Annotated in this window: 19 protein-coding genes; 14 read left to right on the top strand and 5 right to left on the bottom strand. The window is 56.1% G+C overall.

What is annotated here, in order from left to right; genetic code table 11:
• Window positions 1–15 precede the first annotated feature (15 nt).
• Entirely contained in the window at window positions 16–336 is a 321-nt protein-coding gene (gene cyaY / locus HV242_RS22710) for an iron donor protein CyaY (protein WP_014172137.1), read from the bottom strand.
• A gap of 135 nt (window positions 337–471) precedes the next feature.
• Here cyaY and lptM point away from each other — a divergent pair, with 135 nt between their 5' ends.
• From lptM to corA, 8 genes are all read left to right on the top strand, one after another.
• Entirely contained in the window at window positions 472–675 is a 204-nt protein-coding gene (lptM, locus tag HV242_RS22705; RefSeq protein WP_025202779.1) for an LPS translocon maturation chaperone LptM, read from the top strand.
• A 35-nt stretch (window positions 676–710) separates the two neighbouring features.
• Window positions 711–1535, top strand: coding sequence for a diaminopimelate epimerase (gene dapF, locus HV242_RS22700; protein WP_020882883.1), 825 nt, complete (start codon window positions 711–713; stop codon window positions 1533–1535).
• Complete coding sequence (locus HV242_RS22695) at window positions 1532–2239, top strand: DUF484 domain-containing protein (protein WP_014172135.1); 708 nt, start codon at window positions 1532–1534, stop codon at window positions 2237–2239. Before dapF ends, HV242_RS22695 begins: the two co-directional genes overlap by 4 nt.
• Window positions 2236–3138, top strand: a complete 903-nt coding sequence (gene xerC, locus HV242_RS22690; RefSeq protein ID WP_032680093.1) for a tyrosine recombinase XerC — start codon at window positions 2236–2238, stop codon at window positions 3136–3138. The genes HV242_RS22695 and xerC overlap by 4 nt, the downstream gene beginning before the upstream one ends.
• Window positions 3138–3854: a 5-amino-6-(5-phospho-D-ribitylamino)uracil phosphatase YigB gene (gene yigB / locus HV242_RS22685; RefSeq protein ID WP_014172133.1), complete on the top strand. Its 717-nt coding sequence runs from the start codon at window positions 3138–3140 to the stop codon at window positions 3852–3854. The genes xerC and yigB overlap by 1 nt, the downstream gene beginning before the upstream one ends.
• 80 nt (window positions 3855–3934) lie before the next feature.
• Window positions 3935–6097, top strand: a complete 2163-nt coding sequence (gene uvrD, locus HV242_RS22680) for a DNA helicase II (protein ID WP_020882882.1) — start codon at window positions 3935–3937, stop codon at window positions 6095–6097.
• Window positions 6098–6246: 149 nt separating this feature from the next.
• Window positions 6247–6303 (top strand): YsgD/CorL family protein, encoded by a 57-nt coding sequence (gene ysgD, locus HV242_RS24185; RefSeq protein ID WP_212743980.1) that lies wholly within the window; start codon window positions 6247–6249, stop codon window positions 6301–6303.
• A 151-nt stretch (window positions 6304–6454) separates the two neighbouring features.
• Window positions 6455–7405 (top strand): magnesium/cobalt transporter CorA, encoded by a 951-nt coding sequence (corA, locus tag HV242_RS22675; protein ID WP_020882881.1) that lies wholly within the window; start codon window positions 6455–6457, stop codon window positions 7403–7405.
• Between the two features lie 42 nt (window positions 7406–7447).
• Here corA and rarD read toward each other — a convergent pair whose 3' ends face one another.
• Together rarD and yigI are read right to left on the bottom strand one after the other, a co-directional pair.
• The gene (rarD, locus tag HV242_RS22670; protein ID WP_014172130.1) at window positions 7448–8344 is read right to left on the bottom strand and encodes an EamA family transporter RarD; all 897 of its coding nucleotides are present in this window, start codon (window positions 8342–8344) and stop codon (window positions 7448–7450) included.
• Window positions 8345–8395: 51 nt separating this feature from the next.
• The gene (gene yigI / locus HV242_RS22665) at window positions 8396–8863 is read right to left on the bottom strand and encodes an acyl-CoA thioesterase YigI (protein ID WP_014172129.1); all 468 of its coding nucleotides are present in this window, start codon (window positions 8861–8863) and stop codon (window positions 8396–8398) included.
• A gap of 161 nt (window positions 8864–9024) precedes the next feature.
• Here yigI and pldA point away from each other — a divergent pair, with 161 nt between their 5' ends.
• The 3 genes from pldA to rhtC all read left to right on the top strand — a co-directional run bounded on the left by pldA (window position 9025) and on the right by rhtC (window position 12496).
• Window positions 9025–9894, top strand: coding sequence for a phospholipase A (gene pldA, locus HV242_RS22660; protein WP_020882880.1), 870 nt, complete (start codon window positions 9025–9027; stop codon window positions 9892–9894).
• 90 nt (window positions 9895–9984) lie between these two features.
• Window positions 9985–11814, top strand: a complete 1830-nt coding sequence (gene recQ, locus HV242_RS22655; protein WP_025202782.1) for an ATP-dependent DNA helicase RecQ — start codon at window positions 9985–9987, stop codon at window positions 11812–11814.
• Between the two features lie 61 nt (window positions 11815–11875).
• Window positions 11876–12496, top strand: coding sequence for a threonine export protein RhtC (rhtC, locus tag HV242_RS22650; protein ID WP_014172126.1), 621 nt, complete (start codon window positions 11876–11878; stop codon window positions 12494–12496).
• Here rhtC and rhtB read toward each other — a convergent pair.
• Window positions 12493–13113, bottom strand: coding sequence for a homoserine/homoserine lactone efflux protein (rhtB, locus tag HV242_RS22645; protein ID WP_014172125.1), 621 nt, complete (start codon window positions 13111–13113; stop codon window positions 12493–12495). The genes rhtC and rhtB overlap by 4 nt on opposite strands.
• A gap of 109 nt (window positions 13114–13222) precedes the next feature.
• Here rhtB and pldB point away from each other — a divergent pair, with 109 nt between their 5' ends.
• The 3 genes from pldB to HV242_RS22630 all read left to right on the top strand — a co-directional run bounded on the left by pldB (window position 13223) and on the right by HV242_RS22630 (window position 16030).
• Window positions 13223–14215 carry a lysophospholipase L2 gene (pldB, locus tag HV242_RS22640; protein WP_020882879.1) on the top strand — a complete coding sequence of 331 codons (993 nt, stop codon included), beginning with the start codon at window positions 13223–13225 and terminating at the stop codon, window positions 14213–14215.
• Window positions 14216–14247: 32 nt separating this feature from the next.
• On the top strand, window positions 14248–15048 hold the full coding sequence (gene yigL, locus HV242_RS22635; RefSeq protein WP_020882878.1) for a sugar/pyridoxal phosphate phosphatase YigL: 801 nt from the start codon (window positions 14248–14250) through the stop codon (window positions 15046–15048).
• Between the two features lie 82 nt (window positions 15049–15130).
• Window positions 15131–16030, top strand: a complete 900-nt coding sequence (locus HV242_RS22630; RefSeq protein ID WP_020882877.1) for a carboxylate/amino acid/amine transporter — start codon at window positions 15131–15133, stop codon at window positions 16028–16030.
• Here HV242_RS22630 and metR read toward each other — a convergent pair.
• Window positions 15918–16871 carry an HTH-type transcriptional regulator MetR gene (metR, locus tag HV242_RS22625; protein WP_014172120.1) on the bottom strand — a complete coding sequence of 318 codons (954 nt, stop codon included), beginning with the start codon at window positions 16869–16871 and terminating at the stop codon, window positions 15918–15920. The genes HV242_RS22630 and metR overlap by 113 nt on opposite strands.
• Window positions 16872–16898: the final 27 nt, after the last annotated feature.

Raw genomic sequence — 16898 nt, 5'->3', positions numbered from 1 at the left:
CCGGGCAAAACAGACTCAACGAAAACGCACGTCTTCGCCTGCCTGCGCGGTCGCCGCCTGTTCCAGCAGATCCCAGAACGTTTCGCCGCTACGGTCACACACCCATTCGCCCTCTTTCAGATCGAAATGGTAGCCACCCTGTTTGGCGGCCAGCCAGACCTGGTGAAGCGGCTCCTGGCGGTTAATAATAATTTTGCTGCCGTTTTCGAAGCTCAGGGTCAGAATGCCGCCGTTGATCTCACAATCGATATCGCTGTCGCCGTCCCAGTCGTCAAGCCGCTCTTCGATGGTCATCCATAAGGTGTCTGCAAGGCGATGGAATTCACTGTCGTTCATGGTTTTGTTCCTGTTTTTCGTGATGCCGGCAGTATAACGCTAAATAATTCCCGTTGCAGGAAAGCGGCAAACTCTTGCTTTTGTGTCTTCTCCTGCGATGATAGAAACAGATTTGAACTTACGGGCAACTTTATAATGAAAAACGTTTTCCGAACGCTTGCCGTTCTCATCACGCTGTTTAGTCTGACGGGCTGTGGACTGAAGGGACCACTTTACTTCCCGCCAGCGGATAAAACGGCGCCGCCGCCGACGAAACCTGTGCAAAGCGGTATTGAGTCTTCCACGCCAGACACGAACGATCGTGGCAATAATGGTGGTCCGACTCAGGTTAATCTCTGACGATTACGTTCTGTACCCGCGCAATGGAGCGAATGATGCAGTTCTCTAAGATGCATGGCCTTGGCAACGATTTTATGGTCGTCGACGCGGTAACGCAGAATGTCTTTTTCTCCCCGGAACTGATCCGCCGCCTGGCGGATCGGCATCTGGGCGTGGGGTTCGATCAGCTGCTGGTGGTTGAGCCGCCGTACGATCCTGACCTCGATTTCCACTACCGTATCTTTAACGCTGACGGCAGTGAAGTCTCCCAGTGCGGCAACGGTGCGCGCTGTTTTGCCCGCTTTGTCCGCCTGAAAGGGCTGACGAACAAGCGCGATATCCGCGTCAGTACCGCGAATGGTCGCATGGTGCTCAGCGTCACCGATGACGATCTGGTTCGCGTGAATATGGGCGAGCCGAACTTTGAACCTTCCGCCGTGCCGTTTCGCGCAAACAAAGCGGAAAAGACCTATATTATGCGTGCGGCTGAGCAGACAGTATTGTGTGGCGTCGTCTCGATGGGAAACCCGCACTGCGTGATTCAAGTTGATGATGTAGAGACCGCCGCCGTTGAAACCCTCGGCCCGGTGCTGGAAAGCCATGAACGCTTCCCGGAACGCGCGAACATTGGTTTTATGCAGGTGGTGAAGCGTGAACACATCCGTCTGCGGGTGTATGAACGCGGCGCGGGCGAAACCCAGGCCTGCGGAAGCGGTGCCTGCGCGGCGGTGGCCGTCGGCATCGCTCAGGGGTTACTGGCAGAAGAGGTTCGCGTGGAGTTACCAGGCGGTCGTCTTGATATCGCCTGGAAAGGACCGGGTCATCCGCTGTTTATGACTGGCCCGGCGGTACATGTCTATGACGGGTTTATCCATCTATGAAGCAACCAGGGGAAGAACTGCAGGAAACGGTGACGGAACTGGACGACAGTGCTGTTGTTGATTATCTGCTGAACAATCCCGCGTTTTTTATTCGCAATGCACGTCTTGTCGAACAGATGCGCGTGCCGCATCCGGTGCGCGGGACCGTGTCGCTGGTCGAATGGCACATGGCCCGCGCGCGCAACCACATCAATCAGCTTGAAGAGAACATGACGCTGCTCATGGAACAGGCGAACAATAACGAAAGCCTGTTCTATCGACTGCTGCATCTGCAGGCGCGTCTGGCCTCGGCCCACAGCCTTGACGAGTTTCTCAGCCGTTTCCACCGCTGGGCGCGAGAACTGGGGCTTGCAGGCGCAACCCTTCGTCTCTTCCCCGACCGCTGGCGCATTGGTGCACCGTCTGGTTTCACCCATCTGGCGCTCAGCCGTCAGGCGTTTGAGCCGCTACGTATTCAGCGCCTGGGTCATCAACATCACTATCTGGGGCCGCTGAACGGACCAGAATTGCTGGTGGTATTGCCAGAAGCCAAAGCGATTGGCTCGGTGGCCATGTCATTGATGGGGCGCGATGGCGACTTAGGCGTGATGTTATTTACCAGTCGCGACGCGCATCACTATGAGCAGGGGCAAGGTACGCACCTGTTGCAGGAGATCGCCCTGATGCTGCCTGAGCTGCTGGAGCGCTGGATTGAGCGCGTATGACGGACGGACTTCTTGCCACTGACGTCGCGCGCTTTCTGCGCTACCTGGGAGTTGAACGTCAGCTTAGCCCCATAACGCTGCTGAACTATCAGCGTCAGCTTGATGCCATCATTCAGATTGCCGATGAAATCGGCCTGAAAAGCTGGCAACAATGTGACGCTGCGACGGTTCGTGGAGTCGTCGTGCGTAGCCGCAGGAAAGGGTTAGGCCCGGCGAGTCTGGCGCTCAGGCTCTCTGCCCTGCGCAGTTTCTTCGACTGGCTGGTGAGCCAGGGCAGCCTTAAAGCCAACCCGGCGAAAGGCATTGCCACGCCAAAAGCACCGCGTCATCTGCCTAAAAATATCGACGTCGATGATGTCAATCGCCTGCTGGATATCGATCTTAACGATCCGCTGGCGGTGCGTGACCGCGCGATGCTGGAGGTGATGTACGGTGCCGGACTGCGTCTGTCTGAACTGGTCAATCTCGATATAAAACATCTCGATCTGGATACCGGCGAAGTGTGGGTGATGGGCAAAGGCAGCAAAGAGCGCCGCCTGCCGATTGGTCGCAACGCTGTCGCCTGGATTGAGCACTGGCTTGACCTGCGCGGGCTGTTTGGCACGGAAGAAGAGGCGCTGTTCCTGTCGAAACTCGGCAAGCGGATCTCGGCGCGTAACGTGCAGAAGCGTTTTGCGGAGTGGGGCATTAAGCAGGGGCTGAACAGCCATGTTCACCCGCACAAGCTGCGCCACTCTTTTGCGACCCACATGCTTGAATCAAGCGGCGATCTGCGCGGCGTGCAGGAACTGCTCGGCCACGCGAATTTGTCCACCACCCAAATTTATACCCACTTAGACTTCCAGCACCTTGCCTCGGTGTATGACGCGGCGCATCCACGCGCCAAACGGGGGAAATAATGCGTTTTTACCGCCCACTGGGTCAGATATCAGCCCTTACCTTTGACCTTGATGACACCCTTTATGATAACCGCCAGGTGATCCTGCGTACCGAGCAGGAGTCGCTGGCGTTTGTGCAGAACTATCACCCGGCGCTGAAGACGATGCAGAACAAGGACTTCCAGCAGCTGCGTCAGTCCCTGCGGGAGACCGAGCCGGACATTTACCATGACGTGACCGAATGGCGTCGACGTGCGGTTGAACAGGCGATGCTGAATGTTGGCATGAGCGCGCGTGATGCGGCGATAGGGGCTGAAGCGTCCATGGAAAACTTCGCCAAATGGCGCAGCCGTATTGATGTGCCACAGGAAACCCACGATACGCTGGCCGCGCTGGCAGAGAAGTGGCCGCTGGTGGCGATTACCAATGGCAATGCCCAGCCTGAGCTGTTTGGTCTTGGCGATTATTTTGAGTTTGTGCTGCGCGCGGGCCCGCACGGGCGCTCGAAACCGTTTAACGATATGTATCACCTGGCGGCGGAAAAACTGAACCTGCCGCTCGGCGAAATGTTGCATGTGGGTGATGACCTGACCACGGACGTGGCCGGGGCGATCCGCTGCGGCATGCAGGCCTGCTGGATCAAGCCGGAAAACGCTGACCTGATGACAACGCCGGACAGCCGTCTTCTGCCGCACGTGGAAATTTCACGGTTGGCATCCCTCACGACGCTGATATAATCATCAATTGTTCTGTATAAATTAACAGGGTTTTGGCGAAGGAATCACATTCGCCTGCCTGACATTACGTGACGGTGCCAATGGACGTTTCTTACCTGCTCGACAGCCTTAATGACAAACAGCGTGACGCGGTTGCCGCTTCGCGCACCAACATGCTGGTGCTGGCTGGGGCGGGCAGTGGTAAGACGCGCGTGCTGGTACACCGTATTGCGTGGCTGCAGAGCGTGGAAAACTGCTCGCCGTACTCCATTATGGCGGTGACGTTTACCAACAAGGCGGCGGCAGAGATGCGCCACCGAATCGCACAGCTGATGGGCACCAGCCAGGGCGGCATGTGGGTGGGGACTTTCCACGGTCTGGCGCATCGCCTGCTGCGGGCGCACCATATGGACGCTAACCTGCCGCAGGATTTCCAGATCCTCGACAGCGAAGATCAGCTGCGTCTGCTGAAGCGTCTTATCAAGGCGATGAATCTCGACGAGAAGCAGTGGCCGCCGCGTCAGGCAATGTGGTACATCAACGGCCAGAAAGACGAAGGGCTGCGTCCGCACCATATTCAGAGCTTCGGCAACCCGGTCGAGCAAACCTGGCAGAACGTTTATAAAGCCTACCAGGAGGCGTGCGATCGCGCAGGTCTGGTGGACTTTGCTGAGCTGCTGCTGCGTGCGCATGAGCTGTGGCTCAACAAACCGCATATCCTGCAGCACTATCGTGAACGCTTCACCAATATTCTGGTGGACGAATTCCAGGATACCAACAACATCCAGTATGCATGGATCCGCCTGCTGGCCGGTGATACCGGCAAGGTGATGATCGTCGGTGATGACGATCAGTCCATCTATGGCTGGCGTGGGGCGCAGGTGGAAAACATTCAGCGCTTCCTCAATGATTTCCCCGGTGCTCAGACCATCCGTCTGGAGCAGAACTACCGTTCGACCAGCAACATTCTGAGCGCCGCCAACGCCCTGATTGAGAACAACAACGGGCGTCTGGGTAAAAAGCTGTGGACCGATGGCGTTGACGGTGAACCGATCTCTATCTACTGCGCATTCAACGAACTTGATGAAGCGCGCTTTGTGGTGAACCGTATTAAAACCTGGCAGGACAACGGTGGCGCGCTGGAGCAGTGTGCCATTCTCTATCGCAGCAACGCCCAGTCGCGCGTGCTGGAAGAGGCGTTGTTGCAGGTGAGTATGCCGTACCGCATTTACGGTGGCATGCGCTTCTTTGAACGTCAGGAGATCAAAGACGCACTCTCGTATCTGCGTCTGATCGCAAACCGTAATGACGATGCGGCGTTTGAGCGCGTGGTGAACACCCCAACTCGCGGCATCGGTGACCGTACCCTGGACGTGGTGCGTCAGGCCTCCCGCGATCGCCAGCTGACACTCTGGCAGGCGTGCCGCGAGCTGTTGCAGGAGAAAGCGCTCGCCGGACGTGCAGCCAGCGCCTTACAACGCTTCCTGGAGCTGATTGATGCCCTGGCACAGGAAACGGCCGATATGCCTCTGCACGTTCAGACCGACCGGGTGATTAAAGACTCCGGCCTGCGCACTATGTATGAGCAGGAGAAAGGCGAAAAGGGCCAGACCCGTATTGAGAACTTAGAGGAACTGGTGACGGCAACGCGCCAGTTCAGCTACAACGAAGAAGACGAAGATTTGATGCCGCTGCAGGCGTTCCTCTCCCACGCGGCGCTGGAAGCGGGCGAAGGGCAGGCAGACACCTGGCAGGATGCGGTTCAACTTATGACCCTGCACTCCGCCAAAGGTCTGGAGTTCCCGCAGGTGTTTATCGTCGGGATGGAAGAGGGGATGTTCCCGAGCCAGATGTCGCTGGATGAAGGTGGGCGTCTGGAGGAGGAGCGTCGTCTGGCCTATGTTGGCGTGACGCGCGCGATGCAAAAGCTGACGCTGACCTATGCCGAAACCCGACGCCTGTACGGTAAAGAGGTGTATCACCGTCCGTCGCGCTTTATCGGCGAACTGCCGGAAGAGTGCGTGGAAGAGGTGCGCCTGCGCGCCAGTATCAGCCGCCCGGTCAGCCATCAGCGTATGGGCTCGCCGATTGCTGAAACGGACACCGGCTACAAGCTGGGTCAGCGCGTGCGTCATGCTAAGTTTGGTGAAGGCACCATCGTCAATCTGGAAGGTAGCGGCGAGCACAGCCGCCTGCAGGTGGCGTTCCAGGGGCAAGGTATCAAATGGCTGGTGGCAGCCTACGCCAGGCTGGAAACTGTGTAACTTTCAGAAAAATATCATTATTTTGTAATAATCTGCTAGCCTTATACGTTGAAGGTCAATTAATGCCCTTCAGCGTTCCGTTGCGTGTTGACGCCACTATTACTGCTGGCGTAACATGCGCGCACGATTACGCTAAGAGGACATTCGCCTTGGACACACCCAGTAGATACTGGCTCAATTCCCTGTCATCCAGGAACAACTCCTAAGGCTATCTCCTCTTGCTGATGGCCTTAGTGGTTGTCAGCGACCTGCATTATTCCCGTCGCGCTGAGTCAGGCTGTTTAATGGTCTGAAACCCAATTTGTTTCTGTGTGCCCACCGAACTGTCCGATATTTTTTGCATTGGGAGTCCCGGTCATGTTGAGCGCATTTCAACTCGAAAATAACCGACTGACTCGGCTTGAAGCCGAAGAGTCACAGCCCCTCATTGATGCCGTATGGGTGGATCTGGTCGAGCCGGACGACGATGAGCGCCTTCGCGTACAATCTGAGCTGGGGCAAAGCCTGGCAACCCGCCCGGAACTGGAAGACATCGAAGCATCTGCTCGTTTTTTTGAAGATGAAGACGGTCTGCATATTCACTCCTTCTTTTTCTTTGAAGACGCCGACGATCACGCAGGTAACTCCACCGTGGCGTTTACCATTCGTGACGGTCGCCTGTTTACCCTGCGCGAGCGTGAGCTGCCCGCGTTTCGTCTCTACCGCATGCGCGCCCGTAGCCAGGCGATGGTCGACGGTAATGCCTACGAACTGCTGCTGGACCTGTTTGAAACCAAAATCGAACAGCTGGCGGATGAAATTGAAAACATCTACAGCGACCTGGAAAAGCTGAGCCGTGTCATCATGGAAGGTCATCAGGGCGATGAATACGACGAAGCGCTCTCGACGCTGGCAGAGCTGGAAGATATCGGCTGGAAGGTGCGTTTGTGTCTGATGGATACCCAGCGCGCGCTGAACTTCCTGGTGCGTAAGGCGCGTCTGCCGGGCGGTCAGCTGGAGCAGGCTCGTGAGATCCTGCGCGATATCGAATCCCTGCTGCCGCACAATGAATCGTTGTTCCAGAAGGTCAACTTCCTGATGCAGGCGGCGATGGGCTTTATCAATATCGAGCAGAACCGCATCATCAAGATCTTCTCGGTGGTCTCGGTGGTCTTCCTGCCACCGACGCTGGTGGCCTCGAGCTACGGGATGAACTTTGAGTTTATGCCGGAGCTTAAGTGGAGCTTTGGCTACCCTGGCGCGATTATCTTTATGATCCTCGCCGGGCTGGCGCCGTACCTCTACTTCAAGCGCCGTAACTGGCTGTAAACATCAGGCGGGTGGCATTGTGCCTGCCCGCCTCATTACCGCTTACAATCCTTTGCGCGTTCTGCGCTGGGTATAAAGGGCGTCTGCAACAAAAATCGCCAGCGCCACCCAGATAAAGGCAAACGTCACCATCTTATCTGCGCCCGGTACTTCGCCGTAAAACACCACTGCCAGCAGGAACATCAGCGTCGGACCGATGTACTGAAAGAAGCCCAGCGTGGAGAGACGCAGGCGCGTTGCGGCACCGGTGAAGCACAGCAGAGGAATGGTGGTTACCACACCGGCCGCCATCAGCATCAAATTCAACGACAACGGGTTACTGCCCATATGGCTGGTTGCGCTGTCGGCAATACCAAACAGGTAAATCGCCGCGACCGGTAATAGCCACAGGGTTTCAAACAGCATCCCGGTCTGCGCTTCAACGGCTATTTTCTTCCGGACCAGCCCGTAAAACGCAAAGCTGAACGCCAGGCCCAGAGCGATCACGGGCAGCGAACCGAAGGTCCACAGTTGGACCAGCACGCCGCAAAAAGCGAGGATGACCGCCAGCCACTGCATGCGACGGAAGCGCTCGCCCAGGAAAATCATGCCCAGAACAATGTTGACCAGGGGATTAATAAAATAGCCCAGGCTCGCTTCGAGCATGTGATGGTTATTGACTGCCCAGATAAAGAGCAGCCAGTTGCCGCCTATCAGCACGGCTGAGAGGGCCAGCAGGAACACCTTTTTCGGCGTTTTCAGCAGCGTTTTGACGCCAGACCACTGACGGCTAACGCTCATCAGCGCGATCATAAAGAAAAACGACCAAATCACACGGTGTGTGAGGATCTCGTCAGCGGGTACGTAAGCGATAAACTTGAAGTACGCCGGTGCGATACCCCAAATAAAATAAGCGGCAAGGGCGAGTAGTACGCCCTGCCGCGTTTGTTTAGCATCCATCGGGATAATCCGTTACAAAAAAGTGAATTAATTTTACCCGATTTTAGGGTTTCAACCCACCATATAAGTGGCAGTTGCGCTGGCGATATAGACCTGCTCTTCGTTATGCAATTCAACGCGGGCGACGGCAACCTTATTCCCGGCGCGCAGCAGGCTGCTGGTGGCGGTAAAACGGTTTCCGCGCCCGGGACGCAGGTAATCGACGCGTAAATCGATGGTGCCCATACGCGACAAACGCTGGCGCAACTCGTCTTCATTGATGGTGTCATGGCGCGTCAGCGTACTGCCCACACAGACCAGACCCGCCGCCACATCCAGCGCTGAGGCAATCACCCCGCCGTGCAAAATACTCTGCGCCCAGTTGCCTACCATCATCGGCTGGTTGTTGAAGCTGAGCTGGGCAAACGCTTTCTCGTAGCGCTCGAGCTCCAGACCCAGTGCACGGTTAAACGGCATATGGTAAACAAAAATCTCGCCCACGAGTTTTAACGCTTCTTCGGCGGTAAGCATGGCTGACATGAGGCATCACATCCTTATTGTTAATAAAATGTTGATTTTATGCTTCAGCAATAAGGAATTCCACTTTCAGAAACGAGGATGCAGCAGTTGTCGCAGAAGTATGTAGAATATCCGCCACATAACAATTCAACTAATTAACTCTTTGCAGGAGAACACCACCGATGCGGACGTATCTGGCCTGGTTACTGGCGGCGGTTGCGCTGCCCCTCACAGCATATGCCCAGGAAGCGACGATTAAAGAAGTTCACGATCAACCTGCCGTGCAGGGCAGCATTATCGCGAACCTTCTTCAGGAACATGATAATCCGTTCACGCTGTATCCGTATGACACCAACTACGTGATATACACGCAGACCAGCGATCTCAACAAAGAGGCGATAAGCTCCTATAACTGGTCCGATAATGCGCGTAAAGACGAAGTGAAGTTCCAGTTAAGTCTCGCGTTCCCGTTCTGGCGCGGCATTCTGGGACCGAATTCGGTGCTCGGCGCCTCTTACACGCAGAAATCCTGGTGGCAGCTTTCCAACAGTGGCGAATCTTCACCGTTCCGTGAAACCAACTATGAGCCGCAGCTGTTCCTCGGTTTTGCGACCGATTATGAATTCGCGGGTTGGACGCTGCGTGACATTGAGGTGGGCTTTAACCACGATTCAAATGGACGCTCCGACCCTACCTCGCGCAGCTGGAACCGTGCCTATACGCGACTGATGGCGCAAAACGGCAACTGGATGGCGGAAGTGAAGCCGTGGTTTGTGGTGGGCGATACCGACGACAACCCGGATATCACCAAATATATGGGTTATTATCAGCTCAAAATCGGCTATCAGTTGGGTGACGCGGTGCTGAGCGCCAAAGGCCAGTACAACTGGAACACCGGTTACGGTGGCGCGGAACTGGGCCTCAGTTATCCGGTGAGCAAGCACGTTCGGCTCTATACTCAGGTTTACAGCGGTTACGGCGAGTCGCTTATCGATTACAACTTCAACCAGACCCGTGTAGGTGTGGGTGTGATGCTGAACGATATTTTCTAGGCAGCTCGAATGTTTTTTCGTTAAACGTTGAAGTTTCTCTCTCAGGCGCTGAAAATAGCGCCTGTTTTATTTCTGGCAAATGGGGTTAACGTGGCGCAGGCGGAAGTATTGAATCAGGAATCGCTGGCTAAACAGGTTTTGCATGAAACCTTTGGCTACCAGCAGTTCCGCCCTGGCCAGGAAACCATCATTGAAACCGTGCTGGAAGGCCGCGATTGTCTGGTGGTCATGCCTACCGGCGGCGGTAAATCCCTCTGCTATCAGGTGCCTGCGCTGGTGCTCAACGGCTTGACGGTCGTGGTATCGCCTCTTATTTCCCTGATGAAAGATCAGGTCGATCAGCTCCTTGCCAACGGCGTGGCGGCGGCCTGTCTTAACTCCAGCCAGACCCGCGAGCAGCAGCAAGAGGTTATGGCCGGTTGCCGTACCGGGCAGGTTCGCCTGCTGTATATCGCGCCGGAACGTCTGATGCTGGATAACTTCCTCGATCATCTGTCGCACTGGAATCCGGTCCTGCTGGCGGTGGATGAAGCCCACTGTATCTCCCAGTGGGGACATGATTTCCGCCCGGAATATGCGGCGCTCGGCCAGCTCCGTCAGCGTTTTCCCGAACTGCCGTTTATGGCGCTCACCGCGACGGCAGATGACACCACGCGTCAGGATATCGTCCGGCTGCTGGGGCTGAACGATCCGCTGATTCAGGTCAGCAGCTTCGACCGCCCGAACATCCGCTACATGCTGATGGAAAAATTCAAGCCGCTGGATCAGCTTCTGCGCTACGTGCAGGAGCAGCGCGGGAAGTCCGGCATCATCTACTGCAACAGCCGCGCGAAGGTGGAAGACACGGCCGCGCGCCTGCAGAACCGTGGTTTTAGCGCCGCCGCCTACCATGCCGGGCTGGAAAACGCGGTTCGCGCCGATGTGCAGGAGAAATTCCAGCGCGATGACCTGCAGATTGTGGTGGCGACGGTGGCGTTCGGAATGGGGATCAACAAGCCGAACGTGCGCTTCGTCGTACACTTCGACATTCCGCGCAATATCGAATCGTACTACCAGGAAACTGGCCGCGCCGGGCGTGATGGACTGCCTGCAGAAGCCATGCTGTTTTACGATCCGGCCGACATGGCGTGGCTGCGCCGTTGTCTGGAAGAGAAACCGCAGGGCCAACTGCAGGATATCGAACGCCACAAGCTCAACGCGATGGGCGCGTTTGCCGAAGCGCAAACCTGCCGCCGTCTGGTGCTGCTCAACTACTTTGGCGAGGGGCGTCAGGAGCCGTGCGGCAACTGCGATATCTGTCTTGACCCACCAAAGCAATACGATGGCCTGATGGATGCGCGCAAAGCGCTCTCGACCATCTATCGTGTGAACCAGCGCTTCGGCATGGGCTACGTGGTGGAAGTGTTACGCGGGGCGAATAACCAGCGTATCCGCGACATGGGACACGATAAGCTGCCCGTCTACGGTATCGGCAAAGACCAGAGCCACGAGCACTGGGTGAGCATCATCCGTCAGCTGATTCACCTGGGCTTTGCCACGCAAAACATTGCCCAACACTCCGCGCTTCAGCTTACCGAAGCGGCACGTCCGGTGCTGCGCGGGGATATCGAACTGAAGCTCGCGGTTCCGCGCGTTGTCGCCCTGAAGCCGCGGGTGATGCAAAAATCGTACGGCGGCAATTACGACCGCAAGCTGTTTGCCAAACTGCGCAAGCTGCGTAAAGCCATTGCTGATGAAGAGAACATTCCGCCCTACGTGGTCTTCAACGATGCGACGCTTATCGAGATGGCAGAGCAGACGCCGCTCAGCGCCAGCGAAATGCTCAGCGTCAACGGTGTTGGTACGCGCAAGCTGGAACGCTTTGGCAAAGAGTTTATGGCGCTTATCCGTGCTCATGTCGACGGTGACGATGAGGAGTAGTCAGCCAGCCTAAAAAATGTCAGGATGGTGACTCACTTAATTATTTCCCTGCGAGTTAATTATGTTAATGCTATTTCTTACCGTGGCGTTAGTGCACATCGTTGCGCTCATGAGCCCGGGTCCTGACTTTTTCTTCGTGTCCCAAACCGCCGTCAGCCGCTCCCGCAAAGAAGCGATGATGGGGGTACTGGGTATCACCATGGGCGTTATGGTCTGGGCGGCCGTGGCGCTGCTTGGTCTGAACCTGATTCTGGCGAAGATGGCCTGGTTGCACAACATCATCATGGTTGGCGGGGGGCTTTACCTTTGCTGGATGGGCTACCAGATGCTGCGCGGGGCGTTGAAGAAAGAAGAGAAAAAGCCGGAAGAACCGAAAGTTGAGCTGGCAACGGGCGGCCGGAGTTTTATTAAAGGGCTGCTCACCAACCTGGCGAACCCAAAAGCGATTATCTATTTCGGCTCCGTGTTCTCCCTGTTTGTGGGTGACAACGTGGGGGCGGGTGCGCGTTGGGGCATTTTCCTGCTGATCGTGGTGGAAACTTTTGCGTGGTTTACCGTGGTTGCCAGCCTGTTTGCCTTACCGGCGATGCGCCGCGGTTACCAGCGTATTGCGAAGTGGATTGACGGCTTCGCCGGCGCGTTGTTCGCCGGCTTTGGCATTCATCTCATCATTTCTCGCTAAGCATGACGCGCTGACGCAAGCAGCGCGCCTACCAGCATAAACAGCGAACCAAAGATTTTGTTCAGGGCCTTCATCTGCTTAGGCCCTTTAATCCATACCGCAATCCGCTGCGCCAGCGTCGCGTAACCAATCATCACGATGATATCGACAACAATGGTGGTCGCACCCAGCACCACGTACTGCATGACCTGTGGCTGATGCGGGACGATAAACTGCGGGAACAGCGCGGCGAGGAAAACAATACTTTTCGGGTTGGTCAGGTTCACAAACACCGCGCGTTTAAACAGGCGCCCGCGTGTTTGCGTCTGGGCGAGCGTATTAAGATCAATTGAGCCTGCCGCACGCCACTGCTGAATACCGAGCCAAATCAGGTACGCGGCACCGGCCCATTTCAGCACGTCAAAGGCCAGTACCGAGCGGGAGAAGAGCGTACCCAGACCAATGCCCACCAGCACGATATGAATGCCCAGACCGGTCTGCAAACCGGCAATGGACGCCGCGGCACCGCGATAGCCGTGGTTGATGGAGGTGGTCATGGTGTTAATGGCGCCTGAACCTGGGGAAAGGCTAAGGATGATGGATGTCAGCAGATAAGCGAACCACCACTCGAAGGTCATTTGAAACTCCCGAATTGTCTGTTTTTATGCCACAATACGCTATTGTTACGTCATTTTGTGACCGGTGACGAAAAAACGATATTCCTTGGCTTACGGGGGTGGAAACCCGATGTTTCAGCAGAAAAAGGACTGGGAAACACGAGAAAACGCATTTGCTGCTTTCTCTATGGGGCCGCTGACCGATTTCTGGCGTCAGCGTGAGGAAGATGAGTTTACGGGTGTTGGCGATGTTCCGGTACGCTTTGTGCGTTTCCATGATGAGAAAAACGATCGGGTGATCGTGGTCTGTCCGGGACGTATCGAGAGCTACATCAAATACGCTGAACTGGCCTATGACCTGTTCCATCTGGGCTTCGATGTGTTGATTATCGACCATCGCGGGCAGGGGCTTTCTGGCCGCTTATTGTCGGACACGCATCGCGGTCATGTGGATAACTTCAGCGATTACGTCGACGATCTTGCCGCCTTCTGGCAGCAGGAAGTTCAGCCGGGCCCGTGGCGTAAGCGCTATATTCTGGCGCACTCTATGGGTGGGGCGATTTCGACGCTGTTTTTACAGCGCTATGACCACCAGTGTGATGCCATTGCGCTTACCGCGCCAATGTATGGCATCGTCATGCGTTTTCCGGACTGGATGGTGCGCCATATTCTCGACTGGGCTGAGGGCCATCAGCGCATTCGTGAAGGGTATGCCATCGGGACAGGGCGCTGGCGCGCGCTGCCGTTTGCCCTCAACGTATTGACCCATAGCCGGCAGCGTTATCGCCGTAACCTGCGTTTTTATGCCGATGAACCGCGCCTGCGCGTCGGTGGCCCGACATATCACTGGGTGCGGGAAGGGATCCTTGCCGGTGAACAGGTGCTTGCTGGTGTTGGTAAAGATGATACGCCGACACTTCTGATTCAGGCTGAAGAAGAGCGTGTGGTGGATAACCGCATGCATGACCGCTTTTGTGAACTCCGCGCTGCCGCCGGTCACCCTTGCGAAGGGGGTAAACCGCTGGTCATCAACGGCGCGTACCATGAGATCCTTTTTGAAAAGGACGCTATGCGCTCAGTCGCGCTCAACGCCATTGTTGAATTTTTCGACAGGCATAATTGATTGTTGTTTTACCACCAGAGGTTGAAATCCCTATGTACCAGGTTGTTGCATCTGATTTAGATGGCACGCTGCTTTCGCCCGACCATACCCTGTCGCCTTACGCGAAAGAGACCTTAAAGCTTCTGACCGCCCGCGGAGTGAACTTCGTGTTTGCCACCGGCCGCCACCACGTGGACGTGGGGCAGATCCGCGATAATCTTGAGATCAAATCGTACATGATCACCTCCAACGGTGCGCGCGTGCACGATACCGATGGCAACCTGATCTTTACGCATAACCTGGATCGCGACATTGCCGCCGATCTGTTCGGCGTAGTGCATAACAACCCGGACATTATCACTAACGTTTATCGCGATGACGACTGGTTCATGAATCGCCATCGCCCGGATGAAATGCGTTTCTTCAAGGAAGCGGTATTTAACTATTCCCTGTACGAGCCAGGCCTGCTGGAGCCGGAAGGGATCAGCAAGGTGTTCTTTACCTGCGAAAGCCACGAAGCGTTGCTGCCGCTGGAACAGGCGATTAATGCGCGTTGGGGTGACCGCGTCAACGTGAGTTTCTCGACCCTGACCTGTCTGGAAGTTATGGCCGGGGGTGTTTCCAAAGGGCACGCGTTGGAAGCCGTGGCGAAACGTCTGGGCTTCGAACTGAAAGACTGTATCGCCTTCGGTGATGGCATGAACGACGCCGAGATGCTCTCTATGGCGGGCAAAGGCTGCATTATGCAGAATGCACACCAGCGTCTGAAAGACCTGCACCCGGAACTGGAAGTGATTGGGTCTAACGCTGACAACGCGGTACCAAAATACCTGCGCAAACTGTTCCTTGAATAATCTTCATTTGATTGTTTATTGCTCAGTTGTCAACTAAAGAGTTCGCTACAATGCCTGTCCTTCTTTCTGAGAGACAAGCATTGTGGCGCTACTCATTATTACCACTATCCTGTGGGCCTTCTCTTTTAGCCTGATTGGCGAGTATCTCGCCGGGCACGTCGACAGCTACTTCTCGGTGCTGATGCGCGTGGGGCTGGCGGCGCTGGTATTCCTGCCCTTCCTGCGTACACGCGGGCAATCGCTGAAGACCATTTTGCTGTACATGCTGGTGGGGGCGATGCAGCTCGGCATCATGTACCTGTTCAGCTTCCGGGCTTACGTCTACCTGTCTGTCTCTGAATTTCTGCTTTTCACCGTGCTTACACCGCTCTATATCACGCTGATTTACGATCTGCTCAGCAAACGTCGTTTGCGCTGGGGATATCTGTTGAGCGCGGCGCTGGCGGTGATCGGGGCGGCGATTATTCGCTACGACAAAGTGAGCGACCACTTCTGGACCGGGCTGATGTTCGTGCAGCTGGCGAACCTCAGCTTTGCCATCGGTATGGTCGGGTACAAGCGCCTGATGGAAACCCGACCGATGCCACAGCATAACGCGTTCGCCTGGTTCTATATGGGGGCAGCTATCGTCGCGGTGGCGGCATGGTTTATGCTCGGTAACCCGCAAAAGCTCCCGACGACAACCCTGCAGTGGGGCGTTCTGGTCTGGCTGGGCGTGGTGGCATCGGGGCTGGGTTACTTCATGTGGAACTACGGCGCTACGCAGGTAGACGCCGGTACGCTGGGGATCATGAACAACGTGCATGTGCCTGCAGGGCTGCTGGTGAACCTTGCCATCTGGCAGCAGCAGCCTCACTGGCCGAGCTTCCTTATTGGGGGAGCAGTGATTCTGGCTTCGCTGTGGGTCCATCGCCGTTGGGTCGCTCCGCGCTCCGCACAAACGGAAGATGATCGCACGCGTGGTTCCGCGCAGAGCGAATAAACGCTTCCGTAATCGGCTGACGCTGCTCGCCATCGCGCACGGCGGCGTACAGCCGGCTCCATAGTCCCTCACCCAGGGTTTTAGTGACAACCAGACCCTGGCGTTCAAAACTCTCCACAACCCAGTGTGGCAGCGCAGCGATGCCCATTCTGGCGGCAACCATCTGAATTAACAGCAGGGTGTTATCCACGCTTTTGAGCTGCGGGCTAATGCCGGCCGGCTGCAGGAAGTGACGCCAGATATCCAGCCGACTGCGCTGTACCGGGTAAATCAGCAGCGTTTCACTGGCTAAATCTTCCGGGGTGATACGCGTTTTACTGGCCAGCGGATGATCCGGAGCCAGCACCAGACGTACCTCATAATCAAACATTGGCGAATAGTGCAGGCCGCTGCGGGGCAGAATGTCTGAGGTCATCACCAGATCCAGTTCGCCCTGCTGGAGCGACGGCTGCGGGTCGAACGTCACGCCGGATTTGAAATCCATCTCCACCTGCGGCCACCTCTGGCGGAAGTTCTCAAGCGCGGGTGTCAGCCATTGAATACAGCTGTGACACTCAATGGCGATACGCAGTCTGGTTTGCTGCGGCTCGTTACAGGACTGCAGCGCGCTGGCTATTTGCGGCAGCACCTGATTAGCCAGCTGCAGCAGGATCTCGCCCTGAGGCGTAAAGCGTAGCGGCTGGCTCTTACGCACAAAAAGACGAAAGCCGAGGCGTTGTTCCAGATCGCTGAACTGGTGAGAAAGGGCGGACTGGGTCTGGTGCAGCGTGGCTGCCGCCGCCGCGAGAGAACCGCAATTTCGCAACGCTTGTAGCGTTTTCAGGTGTTTAATCTCGATCATGAAAGTCCTTCACTTCGCCATGAACAT

It is taken from the genome of Enterobacter sp. RHBSTW-00593 (assembly GCF_013784105.1).
Taxonomy (GTDB): Bacteria; Pseudomonadota; Gammaproteobacteria; order Enterobacterales; family Enterobacteriaceae; genus Enterobacter; species Enterobacter ludwigii.
Note: the sequence above shows the minus strand (reverse complement) of the source record. Positions and strands in the feature narration are given on the sequence as shown.

Coding starts and splice junctions, on each gene's coding strand:
- cyaY (WP_014172137.1), bottom strand. CDS start 336: ATGAACGACAGTGAATTCCATCGCCTTGCAGACACCTTATGGATGACC.
- lptM (WP_025202779.1), top strand. CDS start 472: ATGAAAAACGTTTTCCGAACGCTTGCCGTTCTCATCACGCTGTTTAGT.
- dapF (WP_020882883.1), top strand. CDS start 711: ATGCAGTTCTCTAAGATGCATGGCCTTGGCAACGATTTTATGGTCGTC.
- HV242_RS22695 (WP_014172135.1), top strand. CDS start 1,532: ATGAAGCAACCAGGGGAAGAACTGCAGGAAACGGTGACGGAACTGGAC.
- xerC (WP_032680093.1), top strand. CDS start 2,236: ATGACGGACGGACTTCTTGCCACTGACGTCGCGCGCTTTCTGCGCTAC.
- yigB (WP_014172133.1), top strand. CDS start 3,138: ATGCGTTTTTACCGCCCACTGGGTCAGATATCAGCCCTTACCTTTGAC.
- uvrD (WP_020882882.1), top strand. CDS start 3,935: ATGGACGTTTCTTACCTGCTCGACAGCCTTAATGACAAACAGCGTGAC.
- corA (WP_020882881.1), top strand. CDS start 6,455: ATGTTGAGCGCATTTCAACTCGAAAATAACCGACTGACTCGGCTTGAA.
- rarD (WP_014172130.1), bottom strand. CDS start 8,344: ATGGATGCTAAACAAACGCGGCAGGGCGTACTACTCGCCCTTGCCGCT.
- yigI (WP_014172129.1), bottom strand. CDS start 8,863: ATGTCAGCCATGCTTACCGCCGAAGAAGCGTTAAAACTCGTGGGCGAG.
- pldA (WP_020882880.1), top strand. CDS start 9,025: ATGCGGACGTATCTGGCCTGGTTACTGGCGGCGGTTGCGCTGCCCCTC.
- rhtC (WP_014172126.1), top strand. CDS start 11,876: ATGTTAATGCTATTTCTTACCGTGGCGTTAGTGCACATCGTTGCGCTC.
- rhtB (WP_014172125.1), bottom strand. CDS start 13,113: ATGACCTTCGAGTGGTGGTTCGCTTATCTGCTGACATCCATCATCCTT.
- pldB (WP_020882879.1), top strand. CDS start 13,223: ATGTTTCAGCAGAAAAAGGACTGGGAAACACGAGAAAACGCATTTGCT.
- yigL (WP_020882878.1), top strand. CDS start 14,248: ATGTACCAGGTTGTTGCATCTGATTTAGATGGCACGCTGCTTTCGCCC.
- metR (WP_014172120.1), bottom strand. CDS start 16,871: ATGATCGAGATTAAACACCTGAAAACGCTACAAGCGTTGCGAAATTGC.